Origin of the sequence: Schaalia suimastitidis DSM 15538 (assembly GCF_000429105.1) — a bacterium.
In the GTDB taxonomy this organism is placed as follows: domain Bacteria; phylum Actinomycetota; class Actinomycetes; order Actinomycetales; family Actinomycetaceae; genus Pauljensenia; species Pauljensenia suimastitidis.
Map to the genome: position 1 here is coordinate 309,939 of NZ_AUBF01000006.1, position 18,126 is coordinate 328,064.

Annotated in this window: 17 protein-coding genes; 6 read left to right on the forward strand and 11 right to left on the reverse strand. The window is 57.1% G+C overall.

Annotation, left to right across the window (positions count from 1 at the left end; all coding sequences use genetic code 11):
• Nucleotides 1–3 precede the first annotated feature (3 nt).
• The 3 genes from G438_RS0101415 to G438_RS10220 form a co-directional block, all read right to left on the reverse strand.
• Nucleotides 4–1,134 (reverse strand): 6-phosphofructokinase, encoded by a 1,131-nt coding sequence (locus tag G438_RS0101415; RefSeq protein WP_026459841.1) that lies wholly within the window; start codon nucleotides 1,132–1,134, stop codon nucleotides 4–6.
• Between the two features lie 125 nt (nucleotides 1,135–1,259).
• Nucleotides 1,260–1,691, reverse strand: coding sequence for an organic hydroperoxide resistance protein (locus G438_RS0101420; RefSeq protein ID WP_026459842.1), 432 nt, complete (start codon nucleotides 1,689–1,691; stop codon nucleotides 1,260–1,262).
• A gap of 143 nt (nucleotides 1,692–1,834) precedes the next feature.
• On the reverse strand, nucleotides 1,835–3,151 hold the full coding sequence (locus tag G438_RS10220) for a M18 family aminopeptidase (protein WP_051259183.1): 1,317 nt from the start codon (nucleotides 3,149–3,151) through the stop codon (nucleotides 1,835–1,837).
• A 62-nt stretch (nucleotides 3,152–3,213) separates the two neighbouring features.
• On the opposite strand from G438_RS10220, the gene G438_RS0101430 reads away from it, so the two are divergent.
• The gene (locus G438_RS0101430) at nucleotides 3,214–4,059 is read left to right on the forward strand and encodes an aldo/keto reductase (protein WP_026459843.1); all 846 of its coding nucleotides are present in this window, start codon (nucleotides 3,214–3,216) and stop codon (nucleotides 4,057–4,059) included.
• A 3-nt stretch (nucleotides 4,060–4,062) separates the two neighbouring features.
• Here G438_RS0101430 and G438_RS0101435 read toward each other — a convergent pair whose 3' ends face one another.
• The 6 genes from G438_RS0101435 to G438_RS0101460 form a co-directional block, all read right to left on the reverse strand.
• Nucleotides 4,063–4,515 carry a GNAT family N-acetyltransferase gene (locus G438_RS0101435; protein WP_026459844.1) on the reverse strand — a complete coding sequence of 151 codons (453 nt, stop codon included), beginning with the start codon at nucleotides 4,513–4,515 and terminating at the stop codon, nucleotides 4,063–4,065.
• Nucleotides 4,516–4,658: 143 nt separating this feature from the next.
• The gene (locus G438_RS10225) at nucleotides 4,659–5,897 is read right to left on the reverse strand and encodes a glycosyltransferase (RefSeq protein WP_051259184.1); all 1,239 of its coding nucleotides are present in this window, start codon (nucleotides 5,895–5,897) and stop codon (nucleotides 4,659–4,661) included.
• A gap of 2 nt (nucleotides 5,898–5,899) precedes the next feature.
• Nucleotides 5,900–6,955 (reverse strand): phosphodiester glycosidase family protein, encoded by a 1,056-nt coding sequence (locus G438_RS0101445; protein ID WP_084402926.1) that lies wholly within the window; start codon nucleotides 6,953–6,955, stop codon nucleotides 5,900–5,902.
• Nucleotides 6,956–7,082: 127 nt separating this feature from the next.
• On the reverse strand, nucleotides 7,083–7,880 hold the full coding sequence (locus G438_RS0101450; protein ID WP_026459846.1) for an ABC transporter ATP-binding protein: 798 nt from the start codon (nucleotides 7,878–7,880) through the stop codon (nucleotides 7,083–7,085).
• The gene (locus G438_RS0101455) at nucleotides 7,880–8,827 is read right to left on the reverse strand and encodes an ABC transporter permease (RefSeq protein WP_026459847.1); all 948 of its coding nucleotides are present in this window, start codon (nucleotides 8,825–8,827) and stop codon (nucleotides 7,880–7,882) included. Before G438_RS0101455 ends, G438_RS0101450 begins: the two co-directional genes overlap by 1 nt.
• Before the next feature lie 84 nt (nucleotides 8,828–8,911).
• On the reverse strand, nucleotides 8,912–9,895 hold the full coding sequence (locus G438_RS0101460) for an ABC transporter substrate-binding protein (protein ID WP_026459848.1): 984 nt from the start codon (nucleotides 9,893–9,895) through the stop codon (nucleotides 8,912–8,914).
• Between the two features lie 178 nt (nucleotides 9,896–10,073).
• Between G438_RS0101460 and G438_RS0101465 the strand changes: the two genes are divergently transcribed.
• The 3 genes from G438_RS0101465 to G438_RS10230 are packed head-to-tail and all read left to right on the forward strand — an operon-like array spanning nucleotide 10,074 to nucleotide 12,727.
• A complete protein-coding gene (locus G438_RS0101465; protein ID WP_026459849.1) occupies nucleotides 10,074–10,625 on the forward strand; it encodes an NADPH-dependent FMN reductase in 552 nt (183 codons plus the stop codon).
• A 39-nt stretch (nucleotides 10,626–10,664) separates the two neighbouring features.
• Complete coding sequence (dcd, locus tag G438_RS0101470) at nucleotides 10,665–11,246, forward strand: dCTP deaminase (RefSeq protein ID WP_026459850.1); 582 nt, start codon at nucleotides 10,665–10,667, stop codon at nucleotides 11,244–11,246.
• A gap of 8 nt (nucleotides 11,247–11,254) precedes the next feature.
• Nucleotides 11,255–12,727 (forward strand): hypothetical protein, encoded by a 1,473-nt coding sequence (locus tag G438_RS10230; protein WP_051259185.1) that lies wholly within the window; start codon nucleotides 11,255–11,257, stop codon nucleotides 12,725–12,727.
• 94 nt (nucleotides 12,728–12,821) lie between these two features.
• Here the strand turns inward: G438_RS10230 and G438_RS0101480 are convergent, their stop codons facing one another.
• Nucleotides 12,822–13,694 (reverse strand): class I SAM-dependent methyltransferase, encoded by an 873-nt coding sequence (locus G438_RS0101480; RefSeq protein ID WP_026459851.1) that lies wholly within the window; start codon nucleotides 13,692–13,694, stop codon nucleotides 12,822–12,824.
• A 1-nt stretch (nucleotide 13,695) separates the two neighbouring features.
• Entirely contained in the window at nucleotides 13,696–16,299 is a 2,604-nt protein-coding gene (locus G438_RS10235) for a lysylphosphatidylglycerol synthase transmembrane domain-containing protein (protein ID WP_084402927.1), read from the reverse strand.
• A 194-nt stretch (nucleotides 16,300–16,493) separates the two neighbouring features.
• On the opposite strand from G438_RS10235, the gene G438_RS10240 reads away from it, so the two are divergent.
• Together G438_RS10240 and pheA are read left to right on the forward strand one after the other, a co-directional pair.
• Nucleotides 16,494–17,087 carry a DedA family protein gene (locus tag G438_RS10240; protein ID WP_084402978.1) on the forward strand — a complete coding sequence of 198 codons (594 nt, stop codon included), beginning with the start codon at nucleotides 16,494–16,496 and terminating at the stop codon, nucleotides 17,085–17,087.
• 15 nt (nucleotides 17,088–17,102) lie between these two features.
• A complete protein-coding gene (gene pheA / locus G438_RS0101495) occupies nucleotides 17,103–18,119 on the forward strand; it encodes a prephenate dehydratase (RefSeq protein ID WP_034284597.1) in 1,017 nt (338 codons plus the stop codon).
• Nucleotides 18,120–18,126 lie beyond the last annotated feature (7 nt).

An 18,126-nucleotide genomic window follows, 5' to 3' on the forward strand; every position in this document is an offset into this window, starting at 1 on the left:
GTGTCAGTCACCCAAACCAGTGCCGACGTGGCGTGCCGCTTCGATCCACGGATGGTCAAGAGGCACAGTTTTGAGGTGTCCTGCGACTTTGCTCAGTGGAACCGGCACGGCTGCCTGCCCTTGCGACGCCACAGTGACACCGTAGTGACCTTCAGCCACAAGATCCGCCCCAGCCCCACCTAATAGTGTGCCAAGGAGCCGGTCATTCGCATCGGGGGTGCCACCTCGTTGCACGTATCCCAAAACGGTGACGCGTGCTTCAAGTCCAGTGGCTTTTTCAAGGATTTCAGCGAGTTTAAAAGCGTTACCTCGGTGGGAAGCAATGACAGCTGCGCGATGCTTTTTCGCTGCGGCCTTCGCTGCCGGATCATTAGCAGCGCTCACGAGTGCTTCGGCAGCAGCCAGTTCCTCGGAGTCATGCCGATCCAATGCTCCTTCTGCAATCGCAACAACGGAGAACATATGTCCACGGCGTGCACGTTCTTCGATGGACGTCACCACGGAGTCAATGGAATAGGGTATTTCAGGCAGTAAAATAATGTCGGCGCCACCAGCAATACCCGCACCGAGTGCCAACCATCCCGCGCGATGCCCCATAATTTCGACAACGATAATGCGATGGTGACTGTGTGCTGTGGAATGGAGCCGGTCAATGGCTTCAGTGGCGATGCCCAAGGCAGTTGAAAACCCAAAGCTAGTATCCGTGTGGGCAATATCGTTATCAATCGTCTTGGGAAGATGGATGACATTGAGACCTGCCTTGGCCAGGCGGTTCGCATTCTTTGCTGTACCACCTCCCCCGATGCAGACCAGGGCATCAATGCCCTGTTTTTCGCAGTTTTCGACAACTGTGGGGATCATGTCACGTATTTCACCATCAACGAGCATCCGATGGACCTTATCCCGAGAGGTGCCAAGCACTGTGCCGCCAACAGTGAGGATCCCTGACAGTGCGGCACTATCAAGAGCAATGGTGCGGTTTTCGGCAAGGCCACGGATACCGTCACGAAAGCCAATCAATTCCATCCCGTGATGGCCGATGGCTGCTTTACCAAAGCCGCGGATCGCGGCATTTAAACCAGGGCTGTCGCCGCCAGCAGTAAGGATTCCGACCCGTTTTGTCGCCTGTGACATCTCAACCTCCAGTGGCGTGTGCGGCAAAAACCGTTGCCTTAAGCCTAGCTACTGGTATAGGTGTGAGGAAGCAGATGGACCGCAAAGGCGGCGGCAATATTCTCATGCCGCCGCCTCAACGCACCTCAGTCCTGGGCGGCGCGTACCTCAACGGGAATATTGCCACGTGTGGCCTTGGAGTAGGGGCACAATTCGTGAGTGCGATCTGCCAGTGCTTGAACCTGGTCGAGTTCCAAACCGGGCACTACGACCTCGATACGCACCGTGAGACCAAAAGACTCACCTTCGGGGCCAATACCAACGCTGGTGCGCACCACCGAAGCCGACACATCCACACCGGCTTCTTTTGCGGCTAACCCAAGGGCACCCTGGAAGCAGGCACCGTAACCCATCGCAAAAAGTTGCTCAGGGTTGGCGCCACCACCTGGCCCACCCAATTCAATAGGCATACGCATATCAAGGGTGAGGTCCGGATTCGTTGAAATGGCCTGGCCTGCTCGGCCACCAGTGGTTGAGGCATTCGCTGTGTAGGCGATAGATGAAGGTACGTGTGTCATAGGACCATCGAAACATCTTCACATCGAGACAGCAAGCGCTATCTCACAGGACCACCAGGTCATGACAAAACCACTCACCTGAGGCAGCGCACCAAAGGCAGCCTCAATGCAACGGACCAGAAGGCCATGGCGCCGCCACCTCGTCACAAGGAGCGCCAGAAACCTTCCAGAGCCGTGCTTAAAGCCACCACGTCGTCAACATGAGTCATTTCCCTTGCCGAATGCATCGACAGCATTCCCGCGCCCACATCAATAGTGCGAATTCCCAAGCGTGTCGCAGTGATCGGACCAATGGTTGAACCGCACGGCATCGCGTTATTTGACACGAAGACTTGGGTTGGCACTTCAGCTGCCCCACAGGTTGCACGCCACATGGCTTGACCAACGGCGTCGGTGGCGTAGCGCTGATTTGCATTCACCTTCACTACGACACCGCCGCCAAGTACAGGAAAATGGTCAGGGTCGTGATGCTCTACGTAATTCGGATGCACACTGTGTGCAGCGTCAGCACTGACGCACCATGAGGCAGCAAGCATCTGCCCCAGACCGTCAGCATTGCGCCCAAGTGCGGTAGCCGTCCTCGTCAATACATCGGACAGTAATGGGCCAGCAGCGCCGCTTCGTGAATCTGAACCAATTTCTTCGTGATCAAAGCAAGCGAAAACGACAATATCGCCACTATCAGGTACACCCAGGTCGTATAGTCGCTCCAACGCACGCAGTCCTGCGTGCACCGACGACAAGTTGTCTTGGCGGCCCGAGGCGATGAACTGGTTGTCGGCACCAAAGACCGCAGCGCCCTGGGTGGGGATGAGATTCAGATCCGAGGCCACGATCTGCTCAGCGCTGTGCAGGCCGGCGTCGCGTGCGACACGGGCCATGAGGTCTGCAGGTGTCCCCACGTTCCACACCGGATGCAGATGCCGTTGAGGATCCAATTTGAGGCCGTCAGCATTGACGGTGCGGTCTAAATGGATAGCAAGCTGGGGGATACGTGCCAGCGCGCCTGTACGTACCAGCACCTCGGTGCCGTCATCAGTGATAAGTCGCCCCGCAATGGCCAACTCGCGATCCAGCCACGAGTTCCACAGCATCCCGCCGTAGACCTCAACATTGATCTGTTCCCACCCGTGCGTGGTGCGCGTCGTGGGGTGAGGTTTGACTACGAAGGTTGGTGAATCCGTGTGAGCGCCCACAATGCGGAATCCTGCCGTGGGCGCCAGATACTCGGGCACCACCCACGCGATGGTCGCACCGTCACGGACCATGACATGCCCGCCAGGAGTTGCGCTCCACGGTTCGCTTTCCACTTGGCGTTCAAAACCAGCATCCACCAGGCGTTGTGCCACCAGGTGGGCCGCATGGTAGGAACTGGGGCAGTCATTGAGAAACTGCAGGTAATCCAGAATATGGTGCTCGTGGTGGCCATGCTGTTGGTGTGTGCGGCATCTGGAACTCATAATCTAATGGTAAGCCTGTCGCGCGCGGCTCAAAATCTGGCGATACGCGATAGGCTCACCCTATGAACGCGCATCACCATCCCACTCGGCAACTGAATGACGGTGTGGATATTCCACTGATCGGTCTGGGAACCTACATGTTGAAAGGCCCAGGTGGCATTGAGGCGATGCTCAGCGGCATTAACGTTGGCTACAGACTCCTTGACTCGGCATTCAACTACGAAAATGAGGGCGCCCTCGGTCAGGTGGTACGCCGCAGTCCGGTATCGCGGGATGAACTGATCCTGGTTTCGAAGCTTCCTGGGCGCCGTCAACGCTATGACGAAGCGATCGCAACCGTGTACGAAAGCCTGTATCGTGCCGGTCTTGACTACTGGGACCTTTACCTGATCCACTGGCCGAATCCGCGGCAGGGCCTCTACGTCGAAGCATTCCAAGCCCTTGTTGATCTGCAACAAAAAGGCCTGATACGTTCAGTGGGTGTCTGTAATTTCCTGCCTGAGCACCTGATGACCCTTCACCAGGAAACCGGGGTGATGCCCAGCGTTAACCAAATTGAATTACACCCGCATTTCAATCAGGCCAAGATGCGCGCATTTCACGCTGAACATGGGATTGCCACACAGTCGTGGTCACCGCTCGGTCGTAAACTCGGGTTAGTCAATGATCTGACAATCCAGGCGTTGGCGGCCGAGGTGGGTGTCTCGCCTGCGCGTCTGATTTTGCGGTGGCATGTGCAACACGGCGCAATTCCTGTGCCGAAATCAGCTCACGAGGCGCGGCAAAGGGAAAACGCTGACGTCTTTAGCTTCGCTCTTACTCAGCAGCAAATGGACGCTATCGACGCATTGACCAGGCAAGACGGGCGTTCGGCAGGGCAAGACCCTGCCGTATATGAAGAGTTCTAAAGCTTATTTGCCCAATGACATCCGGTAGACATTGGTTTCGCGTAACTCGAAGCCGCAGCGCCTGTACAGGCGGTTAGCTGCTTCACGTGACGGGCGCGATGTCAGATCCACTGTGAGTGCGCCAATCGTGCGTGCGTGGTCAAGGGCGGCCTCGACCAGCGCCTGGCCTGCGCCCTGGCCTCGTGCCTGGGAATCGACGACGACATCTTCGACCCATGCGCGCACACCGGTGGGGATTTCAAAGGTGGCGAGTGACAACATGCCAAGGATGGGTGATACTTCGTCAGATTGATGCTCATCGGAGCGGAAGACGAAAAGGTATACCCCTGGCTGCGACACGAAACGTTGGGTTGCCTCGGCGTCCATTGGTTGTGCGCTGCGCGACAGCTGTGGAACGAGGCGCTCCATTGCTTCGACCAGTTCGGGGTGGTACTGGGTGACGAGTTCAACGGCCATGAGGTGTCCTCAATAGGTGGGGGTGGACATGCCAAAGCCCTCCCAAGGAGGGCCAGGCAGGTGCCTACGGTCTGTGGGCAATGTACCGCGTGAGGCGACGGTGGTGCAGGTTTTCTTGCGGTGAGTCGGTTCCTTCATTCCTTTTATGCGAGCATCTTTTCTCCGCGTGTCAGGACGTGTGCCGTGCGTGGGAGCGGCATTGCGGTGACATTGCTTGTTGCGGGTGAGGCGATTGCCGAGGCCGTGGTAGTGACGGGGATCTGGCTGGCAGCAGCGTGGCTGGCCGCGCTGACACTGGTGGCGACCGCCTCGACACTACTCGTGGCAGTGCTGACGCTGTGCTGGCTTGGTTGTGTCTGCGTGAGGTGCTCTTCTTCGCTGCGAAAGACGTAGCGTTGTTGGGCGACAAAGGACGATGCCCACATGGTCACGTCCGCGATTGGTTTGGCAATCCACAATGGCATGCCGACGCTCATTAAACCCGTGACGATTGCGTAGGCACCCGCAAGGACAACCATGGCTAGACCGACATAGCGGGCCGCGCTTTTCGCGATCGTGCCCGGCGCCGCGTGGAAGACGCGGCGATTCACCATGAAGTTCACCGCACCCGAGGTGATCCGAGCGATCACCATTGGGATGAATACGGCGCCCGTGATGGTACTAAGGCCAACCGTGAGCACGTAGTCAATGATGGCGGCCAGACCCGACGATGCGGCGAAGCCAACAAGGGGTGCCCAGATGCGGATGGAGTCACGGATCGGATGAAAATGCGAGGTGGGGTTACCAGGCTCGTAAACGGCTGTTACCGGTACTTCGCGTCGTTCCACCTTACGGCGGGTAGCCTCTAGGAGCACCTGGAACTCGTATTCGTAACGATCCCCTTTGACACCTTGCAGCCAAGTGAGGTGTTCGGCGGCGAAGCCACGCAGCCCAGTCTGTGTGTCGGACAGGTTCCATCCGGTGGCTGCGCTGAAGAAGAGTGCAGTCGCGCGGTTGCCTATTTTGGAACGTAGAGGCTGGGTAGGATCAAAGGCGCGTACGCCCAAGACCATTGCACCGCTTGCCTCGACTTCAGCCGCGACACGCACGATGTCAGCGACAAGGTGTTGGCCGTCGGCATCTGCGGTGACTACTGCTTCGCCGGGTGCAGTGTGGCTGATATGGGCGAAACCTTGACGGAGAGCATGTCCTTTCCCACGGTTCTTCGGGTAGCTCAGGACGGTGGCTCCTGCCGCTAGGGCAGCTTCGAAGATGATACGGAAGTCGAGGCCTGAACCGTCGTCAACAACGACAACCTTGAGGTCATTGCGTGCTGCACGAAGTTCTGAGATAAGACGTGGCAGACGAAGATCAGGGCGATACGCGGGGATAAGGACGTACATGATTATGCTCCTTGGGCGATGTAGAGAATGTCTGAGGTGGCGCGTTCGCCGCCGTTGGAGGGTTGGTTCACGACTTCGCCGTTGAACCACATTTCGGCTGAGCCGCCGCCGTCCAGGTTGTAGGCGGTGGTTGCCCCCAGGCTCACCATGATTTCGGCCAATTCAGTCATGGTGGCTCCGCGCGAGTAGCCATCTTCACGTCCATCGACAACGACGAATACGAAGTGGTTTTCGTCGATGATGCCAATTGCAGTGCGCGGATGTGAACCTTGTACCGAGTGGTTGCCGAAGTTTGTGTCAATTTCGACGTTGTCAATACCAGAGATGACGGAGCCGTTTTCCACCAGCGCGGGTCCAAAGGACAGTGTTTGCCACACGCCCTCGTCGACCAGGGTTTGGGCGTCCGTGGTGGTTTCGTCATAGACCTTCATCGTGCCGTCACGGTAGATGGCAAGGCCTTGGCGGGCACCTTCGTCACGGTAGATGACTCCGTTACGGATCACGATGCCCGTGTCGCGGAAGCCGTAGTAGTCACCGTTGATGGCGAGTACAGCACCGTTTTCTGTCGCAATATTCGAGACAAGGTCGGTGATATTTTCGCCAAAAGCATTGTCGGCGAAGGCTGACTGAAGGGCGGTGGCGTCGCTGAGCTGAACGTCGGCGACGTAGTAGGTGACGGTGTCATCACCGCTGCCGGTGGTCACCTGGGTAATGGTGATCTGCGTGTTATCGGAGGTGTAGGTGGTATCAGTTGTTGTGGTCGTGGTGTCGGTTGTGGTGGTGCTTGTTGTTGTGTCGCTTGTTGTCGCACTTGCCGAGGCGGCGCTCTGTGCTGCTTCATAGGCGGCAACATCGGAAATTTGGACGTGTTCGATGACGAAGCGGTCAAGTGCCCATGCGGCGGTGCCAGCAAGGGCAAGGACCATGGTGGTGCCACCTGCGATTAGCGCGGTGATCCATGGCCGACCCTTCCTTTTCACACGGCGCTTGGGCAGTGCTTGAGAGGTGGTGTCGGCGGCGGTGTCATTTGCTGTTTGGGGGAAGGTCTCATTTGTCATGGCCCTAGCATGGCCAGACAACTTCAGATCAGCTTATGACTATGCTGTGGGCTTCCTGTGGAGGTAACTTTGTGCAGTATCACCTATGTCAGCCTTGCAATCGTCAGGTTTATACGCCCTTGGTACCTTACGCAAGTAGGCTGCGGTCGGACATTCCTTGCCCACCTGAACGCAGACGATCGAACTCTGACAGTAGTGTGTCCACGCTGGCATTGGACTTGTCTTGCCCTGCTAATTCAAAGATGATGCGACCTTCGTGCATCATGATGAGCCGGTTGCCCATTGACAGGGCTTGTTCCATATTGTGGGTCACCATCAGTGCCGTCAGATGATGGCGCGCAATTGCTTCCCGTGTCAGGTGTGTAATGAGGGCAGCGCGTTTGGGATCTAATGCCGCGGTATGTTCATCCAGAAGGAGCACATCGGGCTGAGAAAAGGTCGCCATAGTCAACGACAGTGCTTGTCGTTGTCCACCGGAAAGTAAACCAACTTTGGTGCTCAAGCGATTTTCGAGGCCTTGTTCCAAGGGGGCTAATGCCTCGCGAAACAGGGCACGCCGTTTGGCACCGATGGCGAAGGCAAGGCTGCGGCGGCGTCCTCGTTTGTAGGCCAGGGAGAGGTTTTCCTCGATGGTGAGGTGTGGTGCGGTACCCGCCATGGGATCTTGGAAGACGCGTCCGACTTGGCGCGCCACCTTATGGTCAGGTAGTCGTGTGGTATTGCGACCATCGATGTGGACGGTCCCCACATCGCACTGATAGTGGCCAGCGACAACATTGAGCAGCGTGGATTTGCCAGCACCATTAGAACCAATGACTGTCACAAAATCGCCTGGTTCAAGGTGGAGCGAGATGTCACGCAGTGCAACACGTTCGTTAATGGTGTGGCGGAAGAATGATTTGGTGACATTGGTCAGTGTCAGCATCACAGCACCACCTTCGCGGAGTCTTTTTCTTCGGTGGGCGGAATGATGTCGGGTTCAGCAATCAGGTTCTTTGAATTACGTCGTGCACGGATCTTCCTAAATAGGCCCCATTGAGGCAGCAGTAGTGCCGCAAGCACTATGACGGCACTGACGAGCTTCATGTCATTGGCTTTGACGTAGGGCATCATCAGGGCCAATTGGACGAAGAGACGGTACAGGACCGATCCGATTAGGACTGCGGCGCTCATTACCCATACGCGTGGTGAGCCGATGATGGCGGTGCCAATAATGACCGAGGCAAGTCCAGCCACGATCAGCCCTACACCCATCTCGATTTCTGCATAGCCCTGATATTGGGCGATGAGTGAACCAGAGAGTCCAACGAGTCCGTTGGATAGTGCCAAGCCGAGTACTTTCATTGCGCCGGTATTGACACCTTGGGCGCGCGCCATACTTTCGTTGTCACCGGTGGCACGCATCCCTAGCCCAATTTCGGTTGAGAGGAACCAGTTAAAGAGCAACATGATCACAACGACGACGACCGTGAAGACGCAGACAGAGGTCCATGTGCCGTTCAGTCGATTGTTCCGCAGAGGGGACATGAGTGTGGTCATGCCCTTCATCAATGGCAGATTGGCGTCGACCATAATGCGCAGATTGATGGAGTACACCGCGATCTGTGTGAGGATGCCAGCAAGTAGTGGGTGAATCTGGCCTTTAGTGTTGAGAAGGCCGGTGATGCCGCCGGCGATAAAGCCGGCGGTAAAACCACATGCGGTGGCAAGCCATGGATTGTGGCCGTTGATCACCATGACAGTGGAGACGGCAGCTCCGCTGGTAAAGGAACCATCGACGGTCAGGTCAGCAAAATCGAGAACCCGAAAGGTCAGGTAGACCCCTAATGCCATCAGGCCGTACAGTAAGCCGAGGTCAAGTGCGGTGAGCACGGAGGTGTTCCTTTCGTGCGTCGGCTAAGGACAATGTCTGCCGCGTGTGATGTCGTTAGGTATCTTTTGGCCGAGTTGTCGGCATTATTCGATGATTGTGGCCTCTTGGGCGAGGTCGTCGGGGATTGTGATGCCAATGGCTTCGGCCGCTGTTTTGTTGATGATGAGTTCAAAAACGTCTTGTTCTTCAACGGGCATGGTGGCCGGGTCTGCGCCTTCGGTGAGGATCCGGATTGCCATCTGTGCGGTCTGCTTGCCCAGTGCAGCGTAATCGACACCGTAGGTTGCCAGTGCGCCTGAGGTGACGGTATTGCCTTCGCCTGCAATGATCGGAATCCCTTCGGTTTCTGCCACTTGGACCACTGCAGCTATGGCTGAGACGACAGTGTTGTCAGTGGGAACGTAGAAGGCGTCGACGTCAGACAGTGATTGTGCTGCCTGTTGGACCTCCCCAGAGTTGGTCACGGTTGCTTCTTTGACGGTCAGGCCCTCTGCTTCGGCAGCTGCCTTTGCAAGGTTGACTTGGACTTTAGAGTTGATTTCGCCGGAGGAATACAAGATGCCGACCGTTGTAGCGTCGGGCGCGAATTTTTTGATCAGTCCGATCTGTTCTGCTACGGGGTTCATGTCGGTGGTGCCAGTGACATTGCCACCAGGTGCCTCAAGAGAGTCAACGAGTTGTGCACTGACCGGATCAGTGACGGCGGTGAAGAGGACGGGAATATCGGCAATGGTGTTGGCAGCTGCTTGTGCAGTGGGCGTGGCTATTGCCAGCACGAGGTCGAGGTCGCTGGCGGCGAAGGTTGCGGCGATTGCGGTGGCTGTTCCCTGATCGCCCTGAGCGTTTTCTTCGACCCATTCGACGGCGAGTCCTGCCTCGTCAAATGCGGATTTGAAGCCTTCGCGTGCACTGTCAAGCGCAGTGTGGGAGACGATCTGGGAGATCCCAATGCGGTAGGTGGTCTGGCTGCTCGCATCGTCCGTAGTGTTTTGCGAGGCGGTGGACGAACATGCGGCAAGGCTCAGTGCCGTTGTTGTGACGGCGAGGGCGACAAGGGGGCGTTTCATGGGAGTCTCCAGGCGTTGAGGGCTTTAGCTGGAACGGTAGTGGGCAAGGCCACAGGGCCGTGTTGGTGACCAAATAGCGGGACGCTTGTCCAATGTTTGACACGGTGTCAACCTCTTGACAGAGGAGGGGATTCGTGTTAACTTTACTTTTCAAGTAAATCGTGATGAGGAGACTGCCATGACCTATACCGTTGCTTATTTTGTTGGCTCTATTTCGGCCAATTCCCTCAACCGTAAGCTGGCACAGGCACTGATCGCCGAAGCCCCCGAAGACCTGGAATTTGTCGAAATTACCATCGCTGACCTCCCGCTATACAACCCTGACAACGACGCAAACTTCCTCCCCCTTGCCGCAGAAAAGAAGGCAGTCGTTGATGCCGCTGATGCCCTCTTCTTTGTTACCCCCGAATACAACCGCTCAGTTCCGGGCGCGTTGAAAAATGCCATCGACTGGCTGTCGCGCCCCTGGGGGCAAGGTGTCCTCGGTGGTAAACCCACCTTTGTCGCCGGCGCCTCGGTCGGCGCGGTTGGCGCCGCTGTGTCTCAGGGCGAATTGAAGCGTATCCTCGCATTCTTCAACGCCTACCTTCTGGGACAGCCTGAACTGTACCTGCAGCTTTCCCACGATCAATTCGGCCCAGACGGCCGTGTGCTCGACGAAGGCACGCGCGCGCACTTCAAAGGCGCGATGGAAGCCTTCGCCGCACATATTCGCAAGATTCGCGGCTAAGTGATTTCACGCATGGGGCGGTTGTGAGACAATCGCCCCATGCTGCTTAGTGACCGAGATATCCTGGCCAGCCTCCGCTCGGGCCGTATTGAACTCGACCCGCTCGACGAAACACTGGTGCAACCCGCCAGCGTCGACGTTCGCCTCGACCGATATTTCAGGCTTTTTGATAATCACCGCTATGCCGTGATTGACCCTGCTGAAGACCAAAGCGAACTCACACACCTTGTTGAGGTTGCCGCCGACGATCCTTTCGTCCTTCACCCTGGCGAATTCGTCCTTGGCGCCACCTACGAATACGTCACCCTGGGCGACGATATCGCTGCACGTCTCGAAGGAAAATCCTCCCTTGGGCGCCTTGGTCTGCTCACACACTCCACAGCGGGCTTTGTGGACCCAGGCTTTTCTGGGCATGTCACCCTTGAGCTGTCCAATACTGCAACGATGCCCATACTGCTTTACCCCGGCATGAAGATCGGACAGCTGTGCTTCTTTGACCTGTCGTCACCAGCACAGCATCCCTATGGTTCTGCGGAACGTGGTTCTCACTACCAGGGACAACGCGGCCCTACCGCTTCACGTTCTCACCAGCGTTTCACCCGTACTCGCATCGAACGCTAGGTGACTCTATGGTGAAGTCGACGGCTGACCGAAGCAGTGATAAGCCTTCTCATCAGGAACACCACGCCCAGAGCGTCCCAGTGCGACGCTCGGTGCGTGAACGCTTCGCCGCAATACCGCTCACTGCTCACAATGGCATCTCGCCACATGGAACCCCACACAATGACAACCCTCAGGATCGCGTTCCAACAAATGGCACCCCTGGAGATAGTGCGCCACACAATGGTGCCCCACAGGATAATGCGTCCCGTGATCCTGCCGTCATGTCGTCTACCCCAGCCCAAGCCAATGATGAGGTCCTCAAAGAATCTCAGCACGTTACTTCACCACTTGCACGCCAGTCGCTGTCAGCCTTGACTGACACCACGCACGCCCTCACAGATACCTCCTTCGCATTGACCGGCACCGCCATCCATCATGACCTGGCATTTCGTATAGAAGCGGATGGCACCGTTGCTGAGGCAACGGTCACCTCGGTCGCACACCACATCAGGCGCGATGGGGACGCGGATCTACTGTCGGCCCACGACGCGCAACGACACCACATGCTGCTTATCGCCGATGATGTTGACGACGACGAAGTGGAAGCACTTGCGGTATCTCTGTGGGAGGAAGCAGGCTGGATGGGTCCCGGACAGATTCGTCTGACTCCTCAGGCGCGCCTTGAAGGTCCACTTGCACTCACCGATGAGTTGCGCGCAGAACTTGGCGTGGATCAGACGTTGGCATACGCATGGCTTTTGCTGTGCCCACCGAGTCGTGGACCAGCACCTAAAGATACTGACGACCGCTTGGACCTGTGGGCGAAGGCATTCCCTCAAGGTGCGCCGCGCGGCTCTGAAGCCGACGCCTTGGCTGGCCTGAGACGTATGGCCCGCAGACTTGTCGGAGCACTGCGCATTGCAGGATCGGGAGAAATAATCCGCCCCGAGGCAGATACGGCGGTGTCGCTTGCCCTATATGCGCCGCGTTGGCTTGAACCACAACAGGCCTTAGCAGTACTTGCCCCACACTTCCCTGAAATCATCGACAGTCGCGAACTTGCTCCACCTGTTGGCCAGGACAGCGGCGGATATGTCGATAACACCCTCACCGCCCAGGCGCAGCACCTCAGCGCCGCAATTAGAACCGCGATCGAAGAGGATTTGCGGCGCGCAGTCAACGAGCCGCAGGTCCTTGACGGCTATGCACTGATCTTTCCGGTAGGGAATCGCTCCGAGGCGATGCTTGAAGTATGTACGGGCGAGGCCGTGCCGCTTGCCCTTCGATGGGAACCATGGGCACGCGGTGCTGTCGTCACCTATCGACTGCGCTGGCTCCCGCACGACGAAGCCGTTGCGTTCGACAATGCACGAGCAAGCCGGATGGAACGTCAACGCTCAGCCCGCGATATTGAGCAGGCGGCCTCCCTCCTGGTGACAGCCGTAGGGGGAGCAGCAGTAGACGAAGACGGCTTCCTTATTGCATTCGACCAAGCGTAGGCAGGCAGCGAAAGATAATGAAGGGGCACAGGCATGTGCCGCAGTAACGTTGTGCTGCCCGTTGACAACAACACTCGTGCATCGAGGCACGTATTTACGCCTTGAGGTGCGCGGTCCATATCAGTGTGTGATAAGGGATTTTCACTGCCTCACCACTGTCATAGCCAAGGTGCTCGTGGAGATACCATCGAAGATTATCTTGCATGCGCACCCGGCCCGCCTTGTCTTGACGCAACCAGGACGAGCGTGTGCGCCCAAGGGCCATGACGTCGTCAGTACTTAAGGTGTCACTCCACGCGACCACATCGAGTGTGAGTGACGAAAACTGTGGGCCAATAAGAGGTGGTCGATCCGCACGATGCACGTCACCTGAACGCATAATTCGCGTCAAACGATGTACCCACGGCAGCGAGACATCCATCTGATTAAAAACTATCGCCAGGACGCTGCCACCACAGTTGCTCCGACCACGCTGCGTGGGTGCAATGAGCGGTGAGTCGAGGTGTGGTGTGCGTGGCTGCGAAGGGCGCGGATATGTGTGGTGTGAAGTACCAACAGGTGGCGACACCTGTGGCGATGTCTGAGCGTACGGTCCTGATCCGCATAAAAGTCGCGCCGCCTCGTCAGACGCCCGAAGCGCATCGAACCAATGCCATGCCTGCGCAGCCACCACCATATCGGCACACCCCGAGGGTAACCCCGTATCCTCCGCCGTGCCCCCATATATACGCACACGCGGGTGGATTCGGATCTGGTGACGCATCGCAGCGGCAGGTTCCACCGCCATCGTGTGCCAACCGCGTTGCGCCAGCAACTGCGTCATTTTTCCTGTCCCTGCCCCAAGGTCAACGACATGTGGCTCATCAATGCCGTCAACTTTGGATGCCAAAACATCCAGCGCACCGACCGGGTAGGCGGGACGTACCTGCGCATAGGCAGAGGTGGCGGCCTCAAAAGGATTTGTCACCTCAGATCAGGTCTTTCCGCTCCATTATTTTCATGGCAATCCAACCCAACGGCGCACGCCCATAGAAGGTGACCAAGCGATATAGCAGGGCGATCGACAAGGCTACCGATAAGGAAATCCCAGCCACCTGTAAACCACCGGTAAGTGCCGCTTCAACAGGGCCGATACCACCGGGAGAGGGGATGAGGGAGCCCAGTGAATTCGACGTCAAATATGTGACTGTCAACGTCGTAAGGTTTAGTGTGGCTCCCATTGCTTTAACACAAGCCCAGAAACACCCAACAAAACCGACGATGGTGATGATATTGCCGACAATCACTGCGGCGATACGGCGCGGGTGACCTACGAACCACAGTAGGCGCGGGTAGACCTGCAACCAAGTTGGTTGAATCTTCACCCACACCCAGCGACGTAGTTTTGGCACGATTGCAACAACGGCAATGCCGGCAAGGGCAACACCAAGTGTTGCCACGATCGTGCCATACGGCAGGGACACTGAAAGGCGCTGCCCGGAAAACAGCAGCAGAACCACCAATAGACCCACCGTGACCGCCAGCTGAGCCAACTGCTGCAGCGTCACCGTGGTCATGGCAACGGCAGGGGCAACCTTCTGCTTCGTTAAATACCGTAAATTGAGGGCGGCAGGACCAATGCCGGCAGGGGTAACCAGGGTAACCAAGGAGGCGGCAACCTGTGCAAGGAAGGCGTCACGCAGACGCAGGCGCTCAGATGAGAAGGCAAGTAAGGCAATAGATGCGCCAAGCCACGTCAGAGTGGAGGCAGCAAATGCTACACCGATCCACATGAGATTCGCGGAACTGATGGTTGTCCGCAGTTGTGAAATATTCAAAGAACCAGCGATGGCAACCAGCGCAACAAATAGGACCGTTGACATAATGACGGTACGCGGCGCAAAACGTTGAATATTAGCTAACTGGAAGGAGGACGCTTCCGTTGGATCGGCCACGAGGCTGCCACGTAGCTGCTCCAACAAATCTGAACCACGCAGGCGAGCGCCAATTGACGACGGTAACACTGCCCGCTGAAGGAATGGCGCACACAGTCGGAGGTTTTCCTCACCAATGACGCGGCTTGCCGAGGCCAAAGCTCGGTCCATTCCTGCCACAAGCGTAAGGTGGACCAACATTTGAGCGGTATCAATACGTAGCGTTACCTCTGAAGCGCCTGCTTCACCCTGCTCCCAGTGGATCAGCCAAATGTGCCCGCCGTCGTCAACGTAGATGCTGTCAAAATCCAAGGCCCGGTGCGCGACTGACCGACGGTGCGCCAACGACAACTGACGCCACGCCTCGTCAAGAAAATGATCACTGACCATCTCGCTGGGAAGCTCATGTAGCGGCACCGCAGCGGGCACAGGCTCGTTCACCAAAAGCAACGATTCTCCAGCAACAGCCATTCCAACAGGCTCTGGAAGACGCACCCCAGCGCGCGAAGCAGATAGGGCAGTAAGGGTAGAACGCTCAGCAGCAGCCTTCGCCGATGGTGCCACCCAACGACTCAAACCACGCAGCCGAATATTTTCCCACACCTGCATCAGCGTGCCTGTCACGTCGCGGCCTGGATCCAGGGCCGTGACGTCAAAAATCTGATCGTCACAGTTCCACACGCGGTAGTGGCGATGCCCATCGTTGGGTCGGCGCGGCACCTCGTAGGCGCCAGTGGAAGACTCGTGCGGCACCTGCTTGAGATAGCGTTGTGCGGCTGCGGACACACGTTCCTCCACCAGCCACGTCGTCAGCGGCTGAAGCTGAGTGTCCAAGTCACATCGCACGATACGGGTCGGCACCACCCCTAGGGTAAGCAAGGCATTCACCAATTCGGGGCCCTGGGCACTACGGTTTTCAAAGCCACTTATCCACCGCATCGCACATCCCACAGCGCGTCCAATAAGCAGCGAAATAAAGGCGGAAGGCAATGTCATTGACAGGCGAATGACCCACAAAATCGTGATGGCCCACAGGCCGACCCACGACCACCGTAAGGTACGCGACGAAGGGGCTTCACCCGCACCAGTAAAGAGGGCCGACAAAATAATGACCACAAGGTTGAGTGCGATGGTGGTATCGGCAATACCTTCAACCGAAACAGTGCCGGTCGACACACGTAACGGCGCGGTCATCCACGGCGGAAGATACGCCAAGGCTTGCAACGTTCCCCATCCAATGGCAGCGGCGACACCAGCTGCCAAGATCGCTTCAATGGTGCTGCGTAGACGTTGTTTGATAAGTAAATTAGCGATGACTGCTACAGGTGCCACCAGGATGACAATACCTTCGAGGAAGGTAATGGGAAGCAGCAAAATATCGCGGATAATTTCAAATTTGAGGACGTCTTCGGCAACACCGCGTGTCGTAGAGTTGGCGTAGACACCAAAAAGCCATAAGCCAACAATACCGGCAAGCGCTGTGACACAATCAACAAGGTCAGAGCGTCGCCGCTGACGCGCCTGTGGGCGATCCGCGATCAGCACTGGGGCTGACAAACGAGGGGTGCGTGGGGTGGGATACAACGGTTGTAGGTTCAATTCACCCCCACGGGTGGACTCATCTGTTACAGACGTGACCGGTTCCTCGCCCATTTTCATGCTCTTGATCTTAGTGTCGACGCGCTTGACCGGTAGTGTGGTAGCCACGGGAAGCCCGATTTGAGTTAATAGTGGCCCTTGCCACTGGAAGGACCCGCGTGTTCACTACCGTTGTTACTACTGCCGTTGCCGAACCCTCCTGGTGGGAAACCGTAATTGGATGGTTCCACGACCCCACTGGACTACTTGAAGCAATGGGACCGTGGGTGCTGTGGGGTACGCTCCTCATCGTCCTGGTTGAATCAGGCATCCTTTTCCCGGTCCTTCCAGGCGACTCACTGCTATTTACCGCCGGTCTGATGCATGACCGCCTCAACCTCAACCTTTTCGTCCTCATGGGCCTGACCTTTGTTGCCGCATTCATTGGTGCACAGATCGGCTACTGGATTGGCGCAAAATGGGGACGCAAACTCTTTTCTGACAATGCGCGCTTCCTCAAAACAGAGTATCTGACCAAATCAGAACACTACTTCGACCGTTACGGTGGGCGGTCCCTGGTGATTGGGCGCTTCATCCCCTTCGTCCGCACCTTTATCCCCCTGGCAGCAGGTATCGCACGCTACCCGTACCACAAATTCTTGATCTTCAACTCCCTGGGCGCACTGCTGTGGGGTGTTGGCATCACCTACGCTGGCTCCCTGCTAGGGGATGTTCCTTTTGTCCATGACAATCTGTCGGTCATTATCCTGTCGATTATCGCGGTATCGGTTCTACCGATGATTGTCGAGGTGGTACTGCACCGTGCGCGTGCACGCAAAGTACCGGTTGACGCTGATACGCCTCGTTAATGGAAGGTAATAACGATGAGCCACACTGCCACCAACCTGCCCGGCCCACCGCCACAGGGGGACCATGTGCGCATCGCCTTCCTTGGCCCCTTTGGAACCTTCACCGAGCAAGCCGCATGGCAGATCGCTCCCAGCAGCGCAGAATTACTGCCGATGACTTCAGCACCAGCAGCAATGGACGCGGTACGTCAAGGTAACGCTGATCGTGCTGTAGTTCCCATTGAAAACTCCATCGAAGGTGGTGTCAACGCCACCCTGGATTCACTGTCACGTGGCGTGCCGCTAGTCATCGTCGCGGAAATGCTGGTGTCAGTGGTCTTCCAACTTGCAGTCAAGCCAGGTACACGACCAGAAGATATTCGTCGCATCGGCACACACCCGCATGCGTGGGCACAGTGCAGGACGTGGCTTGAGGCCACCTTCCCTGGTGTTATCCATGTCCCGACGACGTCGACGGCTGCAGGTGCCGAATTACTTGCCACCGAGGACGCAACCTTCGACGCCGCCCTATGTAACGCCACATCCGTTGAACGCTACCAACTGGTTGCACTTCACAAAGATGTGGCGGACAATCCGGGCGCTGTGACGCGATTCGTACTGGTGTCACGCCCTGGTGCCATTCCCCCCGCCACAGGCGCGGATAAGACCACGATTCAGGTGGCACTACCCTTCAATGAGTCGGGTGCACTGCTCACCCTCCTAGAACAATTCAGTGTGCGAGGCGTGGACCTGTCCCGTATCGAATCTCGTCCCAGCGGTGATGGGTTAGGTAACTACACCTTCAGTATCGACATCGTTGGTCACATATCGGAAGAACGCGTACAAGCGGCCCTTGTGGGTCTGCATCGTTTCTCCCCCGATGTGCGCTTCATGGGGTCCTACCCGCGCGTTGATGGTGTGCGTGCCAATATTTTGCGGGGCACATCCGACGAAGACTTCCGTTGTGGTCGCGCATGGGTCAAAGATATCCTCCACGGTGGCGACGGGTTGCATGTTGACCCGCGTTCTGCTCCAGATTGGCCGCTGGCCTAACATTGTT

Bases quoted from the DNA above. Each gene is read 5' to 3' on its own strand.
- G438_RS0101415 (WP_026459841.1), bottom strand. From the start codon at position 1,134: ATGTCACAGGCGACAAAACGGGTCGGAATCCTTACTGCTGGCGGCGAC.
- G438_RS0101420 (WP_026459842.1), bottom strand. From the start codon at position 1,691: ATGACACACGTACCTTCATCTATCGCCTACACAGCGAATGCCTCAACC.
- G438_RS10220 (WP_051259183.1), bottom strand. From the start codon at position 3,151: ATGAGTTCCAGATGCCGCACACACCAACAGCATGGCCACCACGAGCAC.
- G438_RS0101430 (WP_026459843.1), top strand. From the start codon at position 3,214: ATGAACGCGCATCACCATCCCACTCGGCAACTGAATGACGGTGTGGAT.
- G438_RS0101435 (WP_026459844.1), bottom strand. From the start codon at position 4,515: ATGGCCGTTGAACTCGTCACCCAGTACCACCCCGAACTGGTCGAAGCA.
- G438_RS10225 (WP_051259184.1), bottom strand. From the start codon at position 5,897: ATGTACGTCCTTATCCCCGCGTATCGCCCTGATCTTCGTCTGCCACGT.
- G438_RS0101445 (WP_084402926.1), bottom strand. From the start codon at position 6,955: ATGACAAATGAGACCTTCCCCCAAACAGCAAATGACACCGCCGCCGAC.
- G438_RS0101450 (WP_026459846.1), bottom strand. From the start codon at position 7,880: ATGCTGACACTGACCAATGTCACCAAATCATTCTTCCGCCACACCATT.
- G438_RS0101460 (WP_026459848.1), bottom strand. From the start codon at position 9,895: ATGAAACGCCCCCTTGTCGCCCTCGCCGTCACAACAACGGCACTGAGC.
- G438_RS0101465 (WP_026459849.1), top strand. From the start codon at position 10,074: ATGACCTATACCGTTGCTTATTTTGTTGGCTCTATTTCGGCCAATTCC.
- dcd (WP_026459850.1), top strand. From the start codon at position 10,665: ATGCTGCTTAGTGACCGAGATATCCTGGCCAGCCTCCGCTCGGGCCGT.
- G438_RS10230 (WP_051259185.1), top strand. From the start codon at position 11,255: ATGGTGAAGTCGACGGCTGACCGAAGCAGTGATAAGCCTTCTCATCAG.
- G438_RS10235 (WP_084402927.1), bottom strand. From the start codon at position 16,299: ATGAAAATGGGCGAGGAACCGGTCACGTCTGTAACAGATGAGTCCACC.
- G438_RS10240 (WP_084402978.1), top strand. From the start codon at position 16,494: ATGGGACCGTGGGTGCTGTGGGGTACGCTCCTCATCGTCCTGGTTGAA.
- pheA (WP_034284597.1), top strand. From the start codon at position 17,103: ATGAGCCACACTGCCACCAACCTGCCCGGCCCACCGCCACAGGGGGAC.